This window comes from Pseudomonas sp. LFS044, from assembly GCF_047978245.1.
GTDB lineage: Bacteria > Pseudomonadota > Gammaproteobacteria > Pseudomonadales > Pseudomonadaceae > Aquipseudomonas.
On the sequence record NZ_JBFPFX010000030.1, the window covers coordinates 42,313 to 58,246 of the forward strand.

Here is a 15,934-nt window from a genome sequence, read left to right on the forward strand (position 1 = left end):
AAATTCCTGCAAGCACAGGCGTTGTCGTCCCTCGGGATTGTGCGATAGTTGCGCACTTACATCTGCCAATGGGCCCGACCATGTCCGACAAGCCGCGCAATTTCGCCACCCGTACCATCCACGCCGGCGAGCAGTTCAGCGTCGCCGACAACGCGATCTTTCCGCCGATCTACACGGCCAGCTCGTACACCAAGCGCAGCCTTGACGACAACCCGGAGTACGCCTACAGCCGCGTCGGCAACCCCACCCGGCATGCGTATGAAAGCTGCGTCGCGGCGCTGGAAGAAGGTGTCGGCGCGGTAGCCTGTGCCTCAGGTGTCAACGCCACCGCCACGGTGCTGGAGTTGCTGCCCAAGGACGCCCACGTAGTGGTGATGAACGGGGTCTACGGCGGTACTTTCCGTATCCTCGAAGACTATCGCGCGCACACTTCGGGCCTGACCACGACCTATGTCGACCTCAATGATGTCGAGGCCGTGGCTGCAGCGATCAAACCTGAAACCCAGCTGATCTGGATCGAGTCGCCGACCAACCCGTTGCTGCACCTGGTCGACATCAAAGCGGTCTGCGACCTGGCGCGGGCGCGCGGTATCCTCACCTGCATCGACAACACCTTCTGTTCGCCCTGGAACCAACGGCCGATCACCCTCGGGGTGGACCTGGTGATGCACTCGGCCAGCAAGTACATCGGCGGCCATTCGGACCTGACTGGCGGCGTGGTGGTGGCCGCCAACGACGCGTTGCTGGCACGCCTGCGCAAAATCAGCATGGCCATTGGCGCCATCCAGGGGCCGTTCGACTGCTACCTGGCCCTGCGCGGCCTCAAGACCCTCGACGTGCGCATGGAGCGCCAGTGTGCCAATGCCCTGCAGGTGGCGCGTTTTCTCGAACGCCACCCGCAGGTCGAGCAGGTGTATTACCCAGGGCTGGAAAGCCACCCGCAGCATGCCCTGTGCAAGCGTCAGATGAGGGCGGGCGGGGCAGTGGTGGCGATGAAAATCAAGGGTGGCGACCGTGCAGCGCTCAACCGCCTGGTCGAAGCCTTGCGGATCTTCGTGCTGGCCGATTCGCTTGGGGGCGTGGAGAGCATGATCAACCACTCCTGGAGCATGTCGCACAACTCCCTGAGCCCTGAGCAGAAGGGTGTGATGGGGATCAGTGAAAGCTTGTTGCGGCTGTCGATCGGGATCGAGGATTACCGCGATCTGATCGAGGATCTGGATGCAGCGCTGAAGGCTTCGGCTGCGGTGTAAATGCTGCAGGCCTCTTCGCGGGGCAAGTCGGATCGCCGCACCGCCGCTCCCACAAGATCAGCACAGTCTTCGAGACGTGTGACATGCCTGTGGGAGCGGCGGTGCGGCGATCCGACTTGCCCCGCGAAGAGGCCGGTTGTGTCAGCAGAAACCCATCAGGATTTCGGCGGATGAATAATTCGCTCGATCTTGTCCTTGATCAGCAGGCGCTCCTTGCGCAGGCGGTTGACGGCGTCATCATTGGTGCCGTTGCCCTCGGCGGCGACCACCTCCTTGTCTTTGGCGTTGTATTCCTTGTGCAACGCATGCAGCGTGTGGTCCTTGTCTATCAGTGCCTGGAATGCATCAGCGGTAACGTGCAAGTCAGCGAGCAGATCATGCGGAACTGGCATTTCTTCACCTCTGTCAGGGTTGTCGTTAAGGTCCTGACCTTTGAGGATAGCCGCCTTTGCGCGGGTAGGGGACTGGGGTAGGCTGTCGATCTCCCCAACGCCTGGAACCTGTGCCATGCCTCACCTGAACCTGGAATACAGCGACAACCTGCGCGCACTCAACGTCGACGTGCTGCTGCTGCGCCTGAACCATGCCCTGTTCGGCAGCGGCCAGTTCGCTGACGAGGCGGACATCAAAAGCCGTGCCCAGGTGTTCAGCCATTACCGGGTCGGCACCGGGCTGGGTGAGCGGGCGTTTGCCCATGTGCGCCTGGCCATCCTCAGCGGGCGTTCGCCCGAGGTGAAGCAGCAGTTGTCGGCCAGCTTGCTTGCGGTGCTGCGCGAAACCCTTGCAGAGCAACAGGGGCTGGACCTTCAGTTGTGTGTCGAGGTGCAGGATATTGACCGCGAGCCTTACGCCAAGCTTCGTCTTCCCGGCTGAATGGCCGCTGAACGAAATTGAATCCATCGGTATGAAGACGCCTGTTCACTAATTCGTTGGCGTCTTTTTCACAAAAAATTGATGGTGTGCTTTCTAGAGTTGCGGCAACTTTCCCACGGTGCCGTGCATGCCGGGGGTAATAACCACTCTGGATCAAGAACACCCATGATCAACTTCAAATCGCTGCGGACCGAATGGGTCACGCTGCTGGCCAGCGTGTACCTGCTGATTGGCTTCAACGTGTTTCTCTGGGAGCACCTGCAGCAGGTGGTACCCAGCGGTTTGCCTGGGTTGTGGCTGAGCCTGGCGTTTGCGGCATTGATGTTGTTCGCGTTCAACCTGGTGCTGACGCTGTGTGCCTTTCGCTATGTGTTGAAACCGCTGTTGATCCTGTTATTCATGAGCGGCGCAGGCGTGGCCTATTTCATGAATCAATACGGCGTACTTATTGACGCCGGTATGTTTCGCAATATGGCTGAAACCAATGTGGCGGAAGTGCGTGATCTGCTTTCGCTGAAGTTTGCCGCCTATATATTGCTGCTTGGTGTATTACCGTCTGTATTGCTGTGGAAAGCCCCCATTGCCTACCGTGCCTGGCACCGAGAGGTGCTTGGCAAACTGGTGGTCAGCGGCGCCTGCGTGGTGGCATTGGGCTCGGTAGCACTGGTGAACTACCAGGGGCTGTCGTCACTGTTTCGCAACCACCACGAACTGCGCCTGATGCTCACCCCCAGCAACATCGTCGGCGCCTCCATTGGTTATGTCAGCGAGCGTGTCGGTACGGCGGCCCGGCCCTTCCAGAGTTACGGCACCGATGCCAAGCGTGACCCCGCCTGGCAGCACCACGAACGCAAGTCGCTGACCGTGCTGGTGGTCGGTGAAAGTGCACGGGCAGACCATTTCGGTGTGCTGGGCTATGGCCGTGATACCACACCCAATCTGGCCAGGGAGCAAGGCTTGCTGGCGTTCTCCGATGTGCATTCCTGCGGTACTGAAACTGCAGTCTCGGTGCCCTGCATGTTCTCGGGCATGCCGCGCAAGGACTACGACGCCCGTGTGGCGAAGAACCGCGAGGGGCTGCTGGACATTCTTCAGCGTGCCGGCCTGGCGGTACAGTGGCGCGACAACCAGTCGGGCTGCAAGGGCACCTGCGACCGGGTGCAGTTCATCGATGTCAGCAACCTCAAGGACCCGGCGCTGTGCGCCAATGGCGAGTGCCACGACGAGATCCTCTTGCAGGACCTGGGCGAGCTGATCGACAACCTCGACAAAGACACCGTGCTGGTGCTGCATCAGATGGGCAGCCACGGCCCCGAGTATTTCAAGCGCTACCCCCATGGCAGTGAGCGCTTCACCCCGGTGTGCCAGAGCAACGCGCTGAACCAGTGCAGCGAACAGGACATCATCAACGGCTACGACAACACGCTGGCCTATACCGACAAGGTGCTGGCGGCGTTGATCGACACCCTGCGCAGCAAGCAGGACAAAGTCGATACGGCGATGATCTACCTCTCCGACCACGGTGAGTCGTTGGGCGAGTACAACCTGTTCCTGCACGGTACCCCGTACCCCATTGCCCCGGAGCAGCAGAAACACGTGCCGCTGCTGACCTGGTTCTCCGACAGCTACAAGGAAGACTTCGGCCTGGACACCGACTGCCTGGCCAGGCTCAGCGATGCGCCGCTGTCGCAGGACAACCTGTTCCACTCCATGCTGGGCCTGCTGCAGGTGCACACCCAGGTCTACCAGCAGTCGCTGGACATGTTCGCCAGTTGCCGCCCATGGCTGGCGGCCAAGCGCTGATCGATTACGCTTTTCAATATCCTTGCAGGCGCGGCGGTCGCCAGGTTTCACCCGCAGTGCCCGCGCCGTATATACTGCGCGCCAATGTTTGTGGGAGAGCCTCGTGGCCATCGAAATACACTGGATCCGTGACGACCAGACCCTGGCCGAACTCTGCCAGAAGTGGCGCCAATTGCCCTTTGTGGCGCTGGATACCGAGTTCATGCGGGTCGACACCTTCTACCCGAAAGCCGGCCTGATCCAGATCGGCGACGGCGAGCGGGCTTTCCTGATCGACCCGCTGCTGATCGGCAACTGGCAGCCTTTGGGCCAACTGCTCGAAGACGCCGGCGTGGTCAAGGTGCTGCACGCCTGCAGCGAAGACCTCGAGGTGCTGTTGCGCCTCACCGGCAAGCTGCCGCAGCCGCTGTTCGATACGCAGCTTGCCGCCGGCTACCTGAACCTGGGCTTCTCCATGGGCTATTCGCGCCTGGTGCAGGAAGTGCTTGGCCTGGAGCTGCCCAAGGGCGAGACCCGCTCCGACTGGCTGCAGCGCCCGCTGTCGGACACCCAGGTCAGCTACGCCGCCGAAGACGCCGTGCACCTGGCCGAGCTGTTCTCGGCCCTGCGCCCACGCCTGCCCGACGACAAGTACGCCTGGGTGCTGGAAGACGGCGCCGAACTGGTCGCGGCGCTGCGCCGTGAAGTCGACCCGCAAACCCTGTACCGCGACGTCAAGCTGGCCTGGAAGCTGGGCCGCCAGCAGCTGGCGGTGCTGCGCGAGCTGTGCGCCTGGCGCGAGCGTGAAGCACGCAGCCGCGACGTACCGCGCAACCGCATCCTCAAGGAACACTCGCTGTGGCCAATGGCCAAGAGCCAGCCGGACAACCTGGCGGCGCTGGCCAAGATCGAAGAAATGCACCCGCGCACCATTCGTCAGGACGGCGCCGTGCTGATCGAGCTGATCAAGCGCGCTGCCAGCCAGCCGGCTGAGCAATGGCCGGCCACGCTGCCCGAGCCGTTGCCGATCGAAGCCGCCGGTATCCTCAAGCGCCTGCGCGCCATCGGCCAGGCCGAAGGCGAGCGCCTTGGCATCGCCCCAGAGCTGATGCTGCGCAAGAAAGCCCTGGAAGCGCTGCTGAAAAGCGGCTACCCCAATGGCCCCTATCAATTGCCCGATTCGCTGCGCGGCTGGCGCCGTGAGCGGATGGGCCAGGCCCTGCTGGATGACCTGGCAGGCGCCGGAGAAACCCGATGAAACGTATCTGCTCGATCTACAAGAGCCCCCGCAAGAACGAAATGTACCTCTACGTGCTCAAGGCCGAAGGCCTGGAGCGGGTGCCCGAGGCGTTGCTGCCGTTCTTCGGCAAGCCCGTGCACGCCTTCGACCTGGTGTTGACCCCCGAGCGCACGCTGGCCCGCGAAGACATCGCCAAGGTGCTGGATAACCTGGAAAACCAGGGCTACCACCTGCAGATGCCACCGGCCGAAGACGAGTACATCGAGCACCTGCCGGAAGAGCTGCTGCGCCGCAACGACCCGGTCTGACCCAGCCCCGGTCCCCTCACATGCCCAGGTGGCCCGCATGGCGGGCCGCCTTCGTTGTCTGCCAAGGTTGTTACTTTGATGCGCGTTCTGATCGCTGAGCAGGATCATGCCACCTACGCCCGCCTGCTGGCCGAAGCGGCCCCGGACCTGGAAATCCTGACCAGTGGCGATTCCGCCGAGTTGGCCCTGCAGGCGCCGCAGTGCCCGATCTGGCTGGGCCAGCCGGACTTGCTGGCGAGCCTGCTGCGCCAGGGTTACACGCCGGCGTGGGTGCAATCGACTTGGGCCGGTATCACACCGTTGCTGGCCGAGGGATTGCCCCGTGAATACCGCCTGACCCGCGCGGTCGGTATCTTCGGCCAGGTGATGGCCGAGTACATGCTCACTTACATGCTGGGGCATGAGCGGGAAGTACTGTCGCGCCTGGTCAGCCAGGTCGAACGCCGTTGGGACGAGCGCCCCGGGCACTCGCTTGAGGGGCGCAAAGTGCTGATCGTCGGCACCGGTGATATCGGCCAGCGCGTGGCCGAGTTTCTCGCACCGTTTGGTGTGACCCTGTATGGCATCGCCAGCACCGCCCGCGAGCAGGCGCCGTTTGTTGAAGTGGCCGGTTTGGCTGACTTGCCGCGGATGGTCGGGCAGGTCGATTACGTGCTGAACCTGCTGCCGGATACGCCGGCCACCCATGACCTGTACGACGCCGCACTGTTCAAGTGCTTCCAGCCAAGCGCGCTGTTCATCAATGCCGGGCGCGGGGTGGCGGTGGTCGATGCCGATCTGGTCGAGGCTTTGAAAGAGGGGCACCTGGCGGGCGCGGTAATCGATGTGTGCCGGCAGGAACCCCTGCCGCAGCGCCACCCGTTCTGGACGGCGTGGGGCTTGCTGCTCACCGGGCACAGCTCGGCGCCCACCTCACCGGCGGCAATGGTGCGGTTGTTTGTCGAGAATGAGCGGGCATACCAGGGAGGGCAGGGGATGCGGGGTGAAGTGGATTTCACCAGGGGCTATTGATGGGTAGTGCCTTTGCCGGCCCCATCGCCGGCAAGCCGGCTCCCACAGGTACTGCGCAGGCCTCAACATCGGCGGGGTACTTGTGGGAGCCGGCTTGCCGGCGATGGGGCCAGCAAAGCCACAACAAGGCTTACAGGCTGAAATCACCCTCAGCCGCCAGCTCGCTCAGCGGCCGGCGCGGGCTTGGCACTTCGCGGGCCTGCAAGCCTTCGTCCAGGCTTGCCTTGTCGCCCAGCTTGCCGATCGCCACCATGGCATGCAGCTCATAGCCTTCCGGCACCTTCAGCTCGCTGCGCGCCAGGGCCTTGTCGAACCCGGCCATGCCGTGGGTGTGCCAACCGCTGATGCTTGCCTGCAGCGCCAGATGGCCCCAGGCGGAACCGGTGTCGAAGGTGTGCCACAGGGCAGGCTTTTCTTCGCTGGCACCTGGGGCTGCGAAGGTGGTCTTGGAAATCACCAGCACCAGCGCTGATGCCTGCTGCGCCCAGCTGCGGTTGAACGGCACCAGCAGGCTCAGGTAACGCTCCCAGTTCGGCGTATCGCGCCGGGCATAAAGGAAGCGCCAGGGTTGCGAGTTGTAGGCCGACGGCGCCCAGCGGGCCGCTTCGAGGAAGCTCAACAGGGTTTCTTCGCTGATCGGCTCGGCCGTGAAAGCGCGGGGTGACCAGCGGTTGATGAACTGTTCGTTGATGGCGTAATCGGCGATGCGGGGGGTGGCGCTCATGGCTGCTCCTGCCAGTGGAGGGGAAAGACCGCACGCTACTGCGTCCGGTCAGGACTGACAAGCGGTCTGGCGTTGCCGAAGGCCAGGCTCTAGACTGGCGCCGCCGCGCGCCGCGGCCTCAAGATGACTGCAGGAAACCCGTGTGATGATCGCTGAAAGCGCGCCGTTCTGGCGGCGCAAGACCCTCGAACAACTCGACCCGCAAGAGTGGGAGTCGCTGTGTGACGGCTGTGGCCTGTGCTGCCTGCAGAAGCTCGAGGACGAGGACGACAACAGCGTCTATTACACGCGCATCGCCTGCAAGCTGCTGGACATGAACACCTGCCAGTGCAGCGACTACCCCAACCGGTTCGCCGAAGTGCCCGATTGCATCCAGCTCACCCCAGGCAAGGCCGACCAGTTCAAATGGCTGCCGAGCACCTGTGGCTACCGCCTGGTCAGCGAGGGCAAGGACCTGCCGGCCTGGCACCACCTGGTCTGCGGTGACCGCCAGCAAGTGCATGAGCAGCGCATTTCCCAGTCGGGGCGTATGCTCAGGGAGCAGGACGTGGATGAAGACGACTGGGAAGACCACCTGATCTTTCGCGCCAGCTGAGCGGCACAGTCCGTCGCCTCTGGGAAACAAGGAGTTTCTGTATGCGTTGCCAGCTGTTGCTGCTTTTGGGCCTTGTCGCCTGCTCGTCGGCCTGGGCGAAAAAGGTCGACCTCGACTATCAGGTGCGCCTGTTGCCCGCCAACGGCCAGGCCGAAGTGCGCCTGACCCTGGCTGATGGCAGCGCCGTACGCAGCCTCGACTTCGACCTGGGCAAGGCTGGCGCCTACAGCGGTTTCCAGGCGGATGGCCAATGGCAGGCGCAGGGCGAGCGGGGCGTGTGGCGCCCGGCAGCGGGCAAGACCAGCCTCAGTTACCGGGTGAAGCTGGACCAGACGCTGCGCAGCGGCGCCTATTCCTCGCGTATCACGCCCCATTGGGCCCTGTTCATGGGCGACCAGCTGGTGCCGCCGGCGCGCCTCGATCAGCAAGACGGCACCGAACTGGTGGCGCGCCTGTCGGTCGACTTGCCCGAGGGCTGGAAAAGCATCGAAACCTCCTGGCCGCGTATCGGCAAGGACAAGTTCCGCATCGACAACGTTTCGCGCCTGTTCGACCGCCCGACCGGCTGGATGCTTGCAGGCGACCTCGGCAGCCGCCGTGCACGCCTGGGCGAAACCGAGGTGACCGTAGCGGCTCCGGTAGGGCAGGGCATGCGCCGCATGGACAACCTGACCTTGCTGACCTTCGTATGGCCGCACCTGCAGGCCGTGTTCCCGCGCAATCCGCCCAAGCTGCTGCTGGTCGGTGCCCGCGACGGCATGTGGCGTGGGGCGATGTCGGCGCGGGGCTCGCTTTACCTGCACAGCGGCCGGCCCATGATCAGCGAGAGCGGCAGCAGCCCGCTGCTGCGCGAGCTGGTCCAGCTGTTTGCGCAGATCCGCGTGAGTGCCGACAGTGGCTGGCTAGGCCAGAGCCTCACCGAATATTACGCCAACGAACTGCTGCGCCGCGCCGGGGGCGTGAGCGACGATCGATACCAGGTGTGGCAGGCGCGGTTGCAGAAGCAGGGCGCCAAGGTCACTCGGCTGCGCGGCGAGCAGGTGGGGCCGGCACAGGTGGCGCGTGGGGTGCTGCTGCTGCAGGCGCTGGACAAGGAAATCCGCATCCACACCCAGGCCAAGCGATCGCTGGATGATGTGACGCAGGCGTTGATGCGCTTGCCGAAAGTGACTACCGATGAGTTCGTGCAGATCAGCGAGAGTGTGCTGGGGCGGCGGTCCGAGGTGTTGCAGAGCAAGGCATTGCGCTAGTTCTCTGGTGGCTGTACCGGCCCGCGACGGGGCCGGTACAAATAACCCATCAACTACCGGTCAACGGATCTTTGCCCGTCACCGTCACCCCACGCGTAGCCGCCTCGGCACTGCGCTTGAGCGCCTCCAGCTCCCCGGCACTGCGCTCGATGTCTGAACGCAGACGGTGATATTCCTGGCGGTGTTGCTGAAACCAGGCCTTGGTAGAGCAATGCCCGCTGACGCCTCGTGCCACCGCAATACCGCCCACCACCATCTGCAGCAGCCCGATCAGGCCGCCATGGCGCAAGCCTTTGGTGAACATCAACGCCCCGCCGGCCAGCGATCCGACCCGTTCCAGGCCCTGAACATTGTGTTCCTGTGATGCCGAAGTGGAATGAATATCGAGCATGGCAAGCCCTCCTTGTGAAGTGTAAGCAGCTGACCCATGGGCGGCGCCCACCGTTCAGTCGGCATTGCCGGGCGGCGGGTTTGTCTTGTCTGGACAACTACCTGTCCGGTTTGGCAATGCAGCCTCAAGGGTGTTTAATCTCACCCCTGAACTGCGCTCAAGCCCTTTGAATATGGGGCTTCTGCAGATTCCACCGCTCATCGAAAATGCTGTAGACACATTGTCTAACAGTGCCATATAGTCGTTATACAAATAGTAGACACAGCGCCATGACAACAACAAAGGCCACCATGAAAGCCACCGTCCAACCCGTCAGTGCAGAGGTGCCGCAGGACCGCAAGGCCGTTCTCGCCGAAGCGCTGCGCCGCCGAATCCTCAGCATGGAACTGGCCCCAGGCGCAGTGGTGGACGAACTGGCCCTGTGCGACGAGTTCGGCCTGTCGCGCCCTCCGGTACGAGAGCTGCTGCGCCAGATCGCCGCCGAAGGCTACATCGAACTGGAAGCCAATCGCGCCCCTCGCGTCGCCGCGATGAACCACGCATCGCTGCATAGCTTCTACGTGGCCGCGCCGCTTATCTATATCGCCACTACCCAGCTGGCCGCCACCTATGCCAGCGAAGCCGAGATCGAAGCACTCAAAGCCATCCAGGCGCTGTTCCGCCAGGCCATCGAAGAGCGTGATGTGGAAAACCGCGTGCTCTACAACGACGCCTTCCACCTGGAAATCGGCAAGATGGCGCACAACGACTACCTGATGCCAAGCCTGCGGCGCCTGCTGATCGACCATACCCGGCTGGGCAAGATTTTCTATCGCCACCCGACCACCGATGACATGCAGCGTGACCTCGAAGTCGCCTGCGAGCAGCACGACCAGATGATCCAGGCCATCGAACGCCGCGACCCGCAGGCCGCCGGGCAACTGGTGCGTGAACACTTCGAGCTGTCGCGCCGGCGCATGGCCGAATACGCCGCGCCACAAGGGCTGGATGTGCCTATTGAGATATGAGTTCCAGAGGTTGCGCCACGGGCGCTGACCGCTAGTCAACAACACGACCCAGGTTAGTGACATGACAAGAATAAGTTCGTTACCTGCCGATGATGCCACCTGTGGCTGGTACCACCTGAGCCAACCGCGCAGGCCAAGGCCGGCCCATATTGGCCATAGTCACGCGCGCTGGGTGGTGGTGGGCGCTGGCTTCACCGGCCTGGCTGCGGCGCGCCAGTTGGCAACGAACTTCCCCGACGATGAGATCGTGCTGGTCGAGGCCCAGGAGGTCGGTTTCGGCACCTCGGGGCGCAACGCCGGTTTCGCCATCGACCTGCCCCATGACATCGGCGCCGAGGACTACATCGGTGACATTGGTATCGCCAGGACCGTGCTCAAGCTCAATCTGGGTGGGCAGTCCTACCTCAAGGAGCTGATCGAGCGCCATGGCATCGAGTGCCAGTTCCGCCACTGTGGCAAATACCAGGCGGCCATCGAGGACCGCGGCATTGCCGTGCTGGATGCCTACCGCCGTGGCCTGGACAAGCTCGGCCAGGCCTACGAGGTGATCGAAGGCCACGACCTGCCGGACCACATCGGCACGCACTTCTACCGCAAGGGCCTGTTTACCCCCGGCACGGCGCTGCTGCAGCCCTCGGCACTGGTGAAAGGCCTGGCCCACAGCTTGCCGAGCAACGTCTCCCTGTACGAAAACACCCCCATCAACGATGTCGAGTACGGTGACAAGGTGGTGCTGCGCCATGCCAACGGGTCGATCACGGCCGACAAGCTGGTGCTCACCACCAACGCCTTCGGCATGAGCTTCGGCTTTCTCAAGGGCCGCATGCTGCCGGTGTTTACCTACGCCAGCATCACCCGCCCGCTGAGCGAAGACGAACAGGCGCACCTGGGTGGCAAAGCCAACTGGGGCGTGATCCCGGCAGACCCGTTCGGCACTACCCTGCGCCGCACTGTCGATAACCGCCTGCTGATCCGCAACAGTTTCAGCTACAACCCCGATGGGCGCAGTAACCGCAAGTACCTGGAACGCTTCGTCCAACGCCACCGTGAATCATTCGCCCGGCGCTTCCCGATGTTGCCCGGGGTGAACTTCGAATATACCTGGGGCGGTGCATTGGCACTGTCGCGCAACCACATGGGTTTCTTCGGCAAGTTGGCACCGAATGTAGTGGGCGCATTGTGCTGCAACGGCCTCGGTGTTACCCGCGGTACGGTCACCGGCAAGTTGCTGGGCGACTGGTTGGCCGGTGACAAGAACGAACTCATCGAGTTTCTGCTCAATGCCCCCGGGCCTTGTGCGAACCCACCGCAGCCCTTGGTTTCCTTGGGTTTGAACGCCAACCTGAAGTGGGGGCAGATGCGCGCAGGAAGAGAAAGCTGATCCGTTACACAAGTTAGGCCATTGAACATTTGAAGTCGGTCGTCTTTGACCGATACGGGCTCGCTTTGCCCGAAATTGATGATCGAGACGCGCTGTCCGTTCACCCGGGGCTGAAGAGGTTTTCAGTTTCGCGGGCGCGCTCGCCTTGAAAACGTGCATGTAAATGAAATGGTAGGAACAACAATGAAAAGTCCGAATATTTCGATTGAAGATGTACCGATCAACCGCTTTCACCAATGGCTGACGTTGCGCTCAGGCGGCGGCTCGTTCGTCGATGGTTATATCTTGAGCATCATCGGCGTGGCCATGGTGCAGATGTCCGCAGGCCTCAACCTGACCAGCTTCTGGCAGGGCATGATCGCCGCCTCGGCGCTGATCGGCATCTTCTTTGGTGGCTTTTTCGGCGGTTGGCTGACCGACCGCTTCGGCCGCAAGCGCGTGTTCTTCGTCGGGCCGACCCTGTTCATCCTGTCCTCGGTTGCGCAGTTCTGGGTGGAGTCGGCGCTGGCACTGTTCCTGTTGCGCTTTGCCATCGGCATCGCGGTGGGCATCGAATACCCGGTGGCGACGTCGCTGCTGGTGGAGTTCCTGCCCAGGAAGAACCGCGGCCCACGCCTGGCCACCCTGACCGTGCTGTGGTTCGCCGGCGCAGCTACCGCCTACGTCATCGGCCAGGCCATCCTGCGTCACGGCGGTGACGATGCCTGGCGCCTGGTGCTGGCCAGCGCCGCAGTGATCGGCACGTTGCTGTTCGCCATCCGCCTGGGCACGCCCGAGTCGCCACGCTGGCTGATCAGCAAGGGCCGTTCGGCCGAAGCCGAGCAGGTGATCAAGGCCGTGTACGGCAACGACTTCTCGCTGCACAACCTGCCGGAGGAGCCGAAGACCCGCAAGCTGTCGTTTTTCAGCCTGCTGCACTCCGGCTACGGCAAGCGCATGTTGTTCGTCACCATGTTCTGGACGTGCTCGGTGATCCCGGTGTTCGCCGTCTATGCCTTCGCCCCCAAGGTCCTGGGCGCACTCAACCTCAAAGGTGACTGGGCGTCGATCGGGTCGGTGGCGATCACCTGCCTGTTCGTGGTCGGCTGCATCATCGGCACCCGCTTGCTGAACACCATCGGCCGGCGCACCACGCTGCTGCACAGCTTCTTCTGGTCGGGGCTGGCCCTGCTCGGCCTGGGGGTCTTCAGCCAAAGTAACGAGATGCTCATCCTGGTGCTGTTCGGTGCCTATGCGCTGTTCATCGGTGGTGCCCAGGTGCTGCAGCTGGTGTACCCCAACGAGTTGTTCCCCACTGAAATCCGTGCCGGTGCGGTGGGCGTGGGCACCTCCATGTCGCGGGTCGGTGCTGCGGTCGGCACCTGGCTGGTCCCCATCGCCCTGGACAGCTATGGCATCGGCGCAACCATGTATGCCGCCGCTGCCGTCACCTTCGTCGGCCTGGCCTTCTCCATCGCCCTGGCCCCGGAAACCCGTTCGCTGAACCTGCAACAGGCCGCCTCGCTGGGTTGAGCCCCTGCAACCTGCCGCCGCGTCGATCCGCGGTGGCTTTTACATGATTGATCAACGTACTGGAGAACCTACCGTGAAATTCGAAGGCATCTACACCCCGGCAATCACCCCGCTGGCTGCGGACGGCTCGATCGACAAGGCGGCGTTCGCTGAAGTCCTCGAATACCTGGTCGAGTCGAAAATCCAGGGTGTCATCATCGGTGGCTCCACCGGCGAGTACTACGCCCACACCACCCAGGAGCGTATCGAGCTGGCCGCCCAGGCCAAGGACGTGCTCAACGGCCGCCTGCCACTGATCGTCGGCACCGGTGGCATCCGTACCGAAGACGCGGTGGCGTTCGCCAAGCACGCCAAGGAAATCCAGGCCGACGCGTTGCTGGTGGGCACTCCACCCTACGCCCTGCCAACCCAGCAAGAGATCGCCCAGCACGTCAAAGCCGTCGACGCCGCCGCTGGCCTGCCGATCATGCTCTACAACTACCCTGGCCGCATGAGCGTGAGCATGGGCGAGGCGTTCTTCGATGCCGTGGCGGATGTGAAGAATATCGTCGCCATCAAGGAAAGCTCCGGTGACATGGCCCAGTTGCATCGCCTGGCCATCCAGCGCCCGAACATCCAGCTGTCGTGCGGTTGGGACGACCAGGCCCTGGAGTTCTTCGCCTGGGGCGCACAGAGCTGGGTCTGCGCCGGCTCCAACTTCATTCCGCGCGAGCACGTGGCCCTGTTTGAGGCCTGCGTGATCGAGAAGGACTTCGACAAGGGCCGGCGCATCATGGGCGCCATGATGCCGCTGATGGACTTCCTCGAAGGTGGCAAGTTCGTCCAGTCGATCAAGTACGGCGTGGCGCTCAACGGCCTGAGCAGCGGTGGGGTGCGCAAGCCGCTGTCCGAGCTGGACGCTGCCGAGAAGCAGGCGCTGGAGCGCGTCGTCAGCGACCTCAAACGCAACATCGCACAGATCACGGGAGGTGCCTGAACATGGCCGAATTGCTGAGCAAGGCGCAGTACGCGGCGATCGCCGCCGACCTGCAACTGCGCACCCAGGCGTTCATCGACGGTGAGTTTCGCGATGCCCTCTCGGGCCGCACCTTCGTCACCACCAACCCGGCTACCGGCAAGCAACTGGCCGAGGTCGCCGCGTGTGACGTGCAGGACGTGGACGTCGCCGTGGCCGCGGCCAAGCGCGTGTTCGAAGACGGTTCGTGGTCCAGGCTGCAGCCGGGCGAGCGCAAGCACATCCTGTTGAAGTTCGCCCAATTGCTGGAAGACAACAGCCACGAACTGGCCGTGCTGGAAGCGCTGGACAGCGGCAAGCCAGTCAGCGAGTGCCAGAACGTCGACGTGCCGGAAACCATCCACACCCTCCGCTGGCATGCCGAACTGATCGACAAGATCTACGACAACACGGCCCCCACTGGTAACGCTGCCGTGACCATGGTGGTGCGCGAAGCCATCGGCGTGGTCGGCCTGGTACTGCCGTGGAACTTCCCGCTGCTGATGCTGGCGTGGAAGATCGCCCCGTCGCTGGCCGCCGGTTGCTCGGTCGTGGTCAAGCCGGCCAAGGAAACCACCCTCAGCGCGCTGCGCGTGGCCGAGCTTGCCCATCAGGCCGGTGTACCGGCAGGCGTGTTCAACCTGGTGCCAGGCGGTGGCCGTGAAGTGGGCGAAGCCATCGGCCGGCACATGGACATCCCGATGGTCAGCTTCACCGGCTCCACCGACACCGGCCGCCTGTTCCTGAAGTACGCCGCCGAGTCCAACCTCAAGCGCATCGTCCTGGAGCTGGGTGGCAAGAACCCGGCCGTGGTCATGAACGACTGCGAAGACCTCGACGAAGTGGCCCAGTTCGTCACCGCCGGTGCGTTCTGGAACATGGGCGAGAACTGCTCGGCGTCCTCGCGCCTGATCGTTCACAAGGACGTCAAGGACGAGCTGCTGGCCCTGATGGCCAAGCACCTGAAAGACTGGAAGCTGGGCGACCCGCTGGATCCGGAAAACCGCCTGGGTGCGATGGTCAGCAAATCGCACTTCGAGAAGGTCAGGTCGTACCTGGAATACGCTGCCGAGCAGAAGCTCAAGGTGGTGCAGGGCGGCGAGACCGAGCAGGGCGTGTTCGTGCAACCGACTATCGTCGATGGCGTGGGCCGCGACAGCAAACTGTTCGTCGAGGAAATCTTCGGGCCGGTGCTGAGCGTGACCAGCTTCGAGACCATCGACGAGGCGATCGAGCTGGCCAACGATACCGTCTACGGCCTGGCCGCTTCGGCCTACACCGGCAGCCTGCGCCATGCCCTGCGCCTGTCGCGTGAAATCCGCGCGGGCGTGGTCACGGTCAACTGCTTCGGTGAAGGCGATGCCTCGACGCCGTTCGGTGGTTACAAAGAGTCCGGCTTTGGTGGGCGTGACAAGTCCATCTGGGCCCATGACCAGTACACGGAGCTGAAGACCATCTGGATCAACGCTTCGTGAACTGATTGCAGGACGGTGCTGTTCTGACGGAGCTCAGCACCCGGCCGCCTTTGTGGTGTCAGGGCTGGCCTCATCGCCGGCAAGCCGGCTCCCACAGGTATGGACTGCCCCCAGGAAGTTGGACAACCATCCAACCCT

16 protein-coding genes are annotated in these 15,934 nt (G+C 63.2%); 13 read left to right on the plus strand and 3 right to left on the minus strand.

The window, feature by feature from the left end:
* The first annotated feature begins 68 nt into the window (after positions 1-68).
* Entirely contained in the window at positions 69-1,253 is a 1,185-nt protein-coding gene (locus ACNQPL_RS21860) for a trans-sulfuration enzyme family protein (RefSeq protein WP_346611679.1), read from the plus strand.
* 155 nt (positions 1,254-1,408) lie between these two features.
* Here the strand turns inward: ACNQPL_RS21860 and ACNQPL_RS21865 are convergent, their stop codons facing one another.
* Positions 1,409-1,645 carry a YdcH family protein gene (locus tag ACNQPL_RS21865; RefSeq protein WP_346612064.1) on the minus strand — a complete coding sequence of 79 codons (237 nt, stop codon included), beginning with the start codon at positions 1,643-1,645 and terminating at the stop codon, positions 1,409-1,411.
* A 115-nt stretch (positions 1,646-1,760) separates the two neighbouring features.
* Between ACNQPL_RS21865 and ACNQPL_RS21870 the strand changes: the two genes are divergently transcribed.
* From ACNQPL_RS21870 to ACNQPL_RS21890, 5 genes are all read left to right on the plus strand, one after another.
* Positions 1,761-2,126: a 5-carboxymethyl-2-hydroxymuconate Delta-isomerase gene (locus ACNQPL_RS21870; RefSeq protein WP_346611678.1), complete on the plus strand. Its 366-nt coding sequence runs from the start codon at positions 1,761-1,763 to the stop codon at positions 2,124-2,126.
* Positions 2,127-2,291: 165 nt separating this feature from the next.
* Entirely contained in the window at positions 2,292-3,929 is a 1,638-nt protein-coding gene (locus tag ACNQPL_RS21875; RefSeq protein ID WP_416467891.1) for a phosphoethanolamine transferase, read from the plus strand.
* A 103-nt stretch (positions 3,930-4,032) separates the two neighbouring features.
* Positions 4,033-5,166 (plus strand): ribonuclease D, encoded by a 1,134-nt coding sequence (rnd, locus tag ACNQPL_RS21880; RefSeq protein WP_416467892.1) that lies wholly within the window; start codon positions 4,033-4,035, stop codon positions 5,164-5,166.
* Positions 5,163-5,456, plus strand: coding sequence for a YcgL domain-containing protein (locus ACNQPL_RS21885; RefSeq protein WP_416467893.1), 294 nt, complete (start codon positions 5,163-5,165; stop codon positions 5,454-5,456). Before rnd ends, ACNQPL_RS21885 begins: the two co-directional genes overlap by 4 nt.
* Before the next feature lie 78 nt (positions 5,457-5,534).
* Positions 5,535-6,467, plus strand: coding sequence for a D-2-hydroxyacid dehydrogenase (locus tag ACNQPL_RS21890; protein ID WP_416467894.1), 933 nt, complete (start codon positions 5,535-5,537; stop codon positions 6,465-6,467).
* A 130-nt stretch (positions 6,468-6,597) separates the two neighbouring features.
* Here the strand turns inward: ACNQPL_RS21890 and ACNQPL_RS21895 are convergent, their stop codons facing one another.
* Positions 6,598-7,191 carry a nitroreductase family protein gene (locus ACNQPL_RS21895; protein ID WP_416467895.1) on the minus strand — a complete coding sequence of 198 codons (594 nt, stop codon included), beginning with the start codon at positions 7,189-7,191 and terminating at the stop codon, positions 6,598-6,600.
* 145 nt (positions 7,192-7,336) lie between these two features.
* Here ACNQPL_RS21895 and ACNQPL_RS21900 point away from each other — a divergent pair, with 145 nt between their 5' ends.
* Entirely contained in the window at positions 7,337-7,786 is a 450-nt protein-coding gene (locus tag ACNQPL_RS21900; RefSeq protein WP_387528705.1) for a YcgN family cysteine cluster protein, read from the plus strand.
* A gap of 41 nt (positions 7,787-7,827) precedes the next feature.
* Entirely contained in the window at positions 7,828-9,036 is a 1,209-nt protein-coding gene (locus ACNQPL_RS21905) for a hypothetical protein (RefSeq protein WP_416467896.1), read from the plus strand.
* 49 nt (positions 9,037-9,085) lie between these two features.
* Here ACNQPL_RS21905 and ACNQPL_RS21910 read toward each other — a convergent pair whose 3' ends face one another.
* Positions 9,086-9,427, minus strand: coding sequence for a DUF2892 domain-containing protein (locus tag ACNQPL_RS21910; RefSeq protein ID WP_416467897.1), 342 nt, complete (start codon positions 9,425-9,427; stop codon positions 9,086-9,088).
* A 290-nt stretch (positions 9,428-9,717) separates the two neighbouring features.
* Between ACNQPL_RS21910 and ACNQPL_RS21915 the strand changes: the two genes are divergently transcribed.
* The 5 genes from ACNQPL_RS21915 to ACNQPL_RS21935 all read left to right on the plus strand — a co-directional run bounded on the left by ACNQPL_RS21915 (position 9,718) and on the right by ACNQPL_RS21935 (position 15,796).
* Positions 9,718-10,434: a GntR family transcriptional regulator gene (locus ACNQPL_RS21915; protein ID WP_416467898.1), complete on the plus strand. Its 717-nt coding sequence runs from the start codon at positions 9,718-9,720 to the stop codon at positions 10,432-10,434.
* A gap of 61 nt (positions 10,435-10,495) precedes the next feature.
* Positions 10,496-11,815, plus strand: a complete 1,320-nt coding sequence (locus tag ACNQPL_RS21920) for an NAD(P)/FAD-dependent oxidoreductase (RefSeq protein WP_416467899.1) — start codon at positions 10,496-10,498, stop codon at positions 11,813-11,815.
* 183 nt (positions 11,816-11,998) lie between these two features.
* Positions 11,999-13,327 carry an MFS transporter gene (locus ACNQPL_RS21925; RefSeq protein ID WP_416467900.1) on the plus strand — a complete coding sequence of 443 codons (1,329 nt, stop codon included), beginning with the start codon at positions 11,999-12,001 and terminating at the stop codon, positions 13,325-13,327.
* A gap of 73 nt (positions 13,328-13,400) precedes the next feature.
* Positions 13,401-14,303: a dihydrodipicolinate synthase family protein gene (locus ACNQPL_RS21930; protein ID WP_416467901.1), complete on the plus strand. Its 903-nt coding sequence runs from the start codon at positions 13,401-13,403 to the stop codon at positions 14,301-14,303.
* Between the two features lie 2 nt (positions 14,304-14,305).
* Positions 14,306-15,796 carry an aldehyde dehydrogenase gene (locus tag ACNQPL_RS21935; protein WP_416467902.1) on the plus strand — a complete coding sequence of 497 codons (1,491 nt, stop codon included), beginning with the start codon at positions 14,306-14,308 and terminating at the stop codon, positions 15,794-15,796.
* The last annotated feature ends 138 nt before the right edge of the window (positions 15,797-15,934 follow it).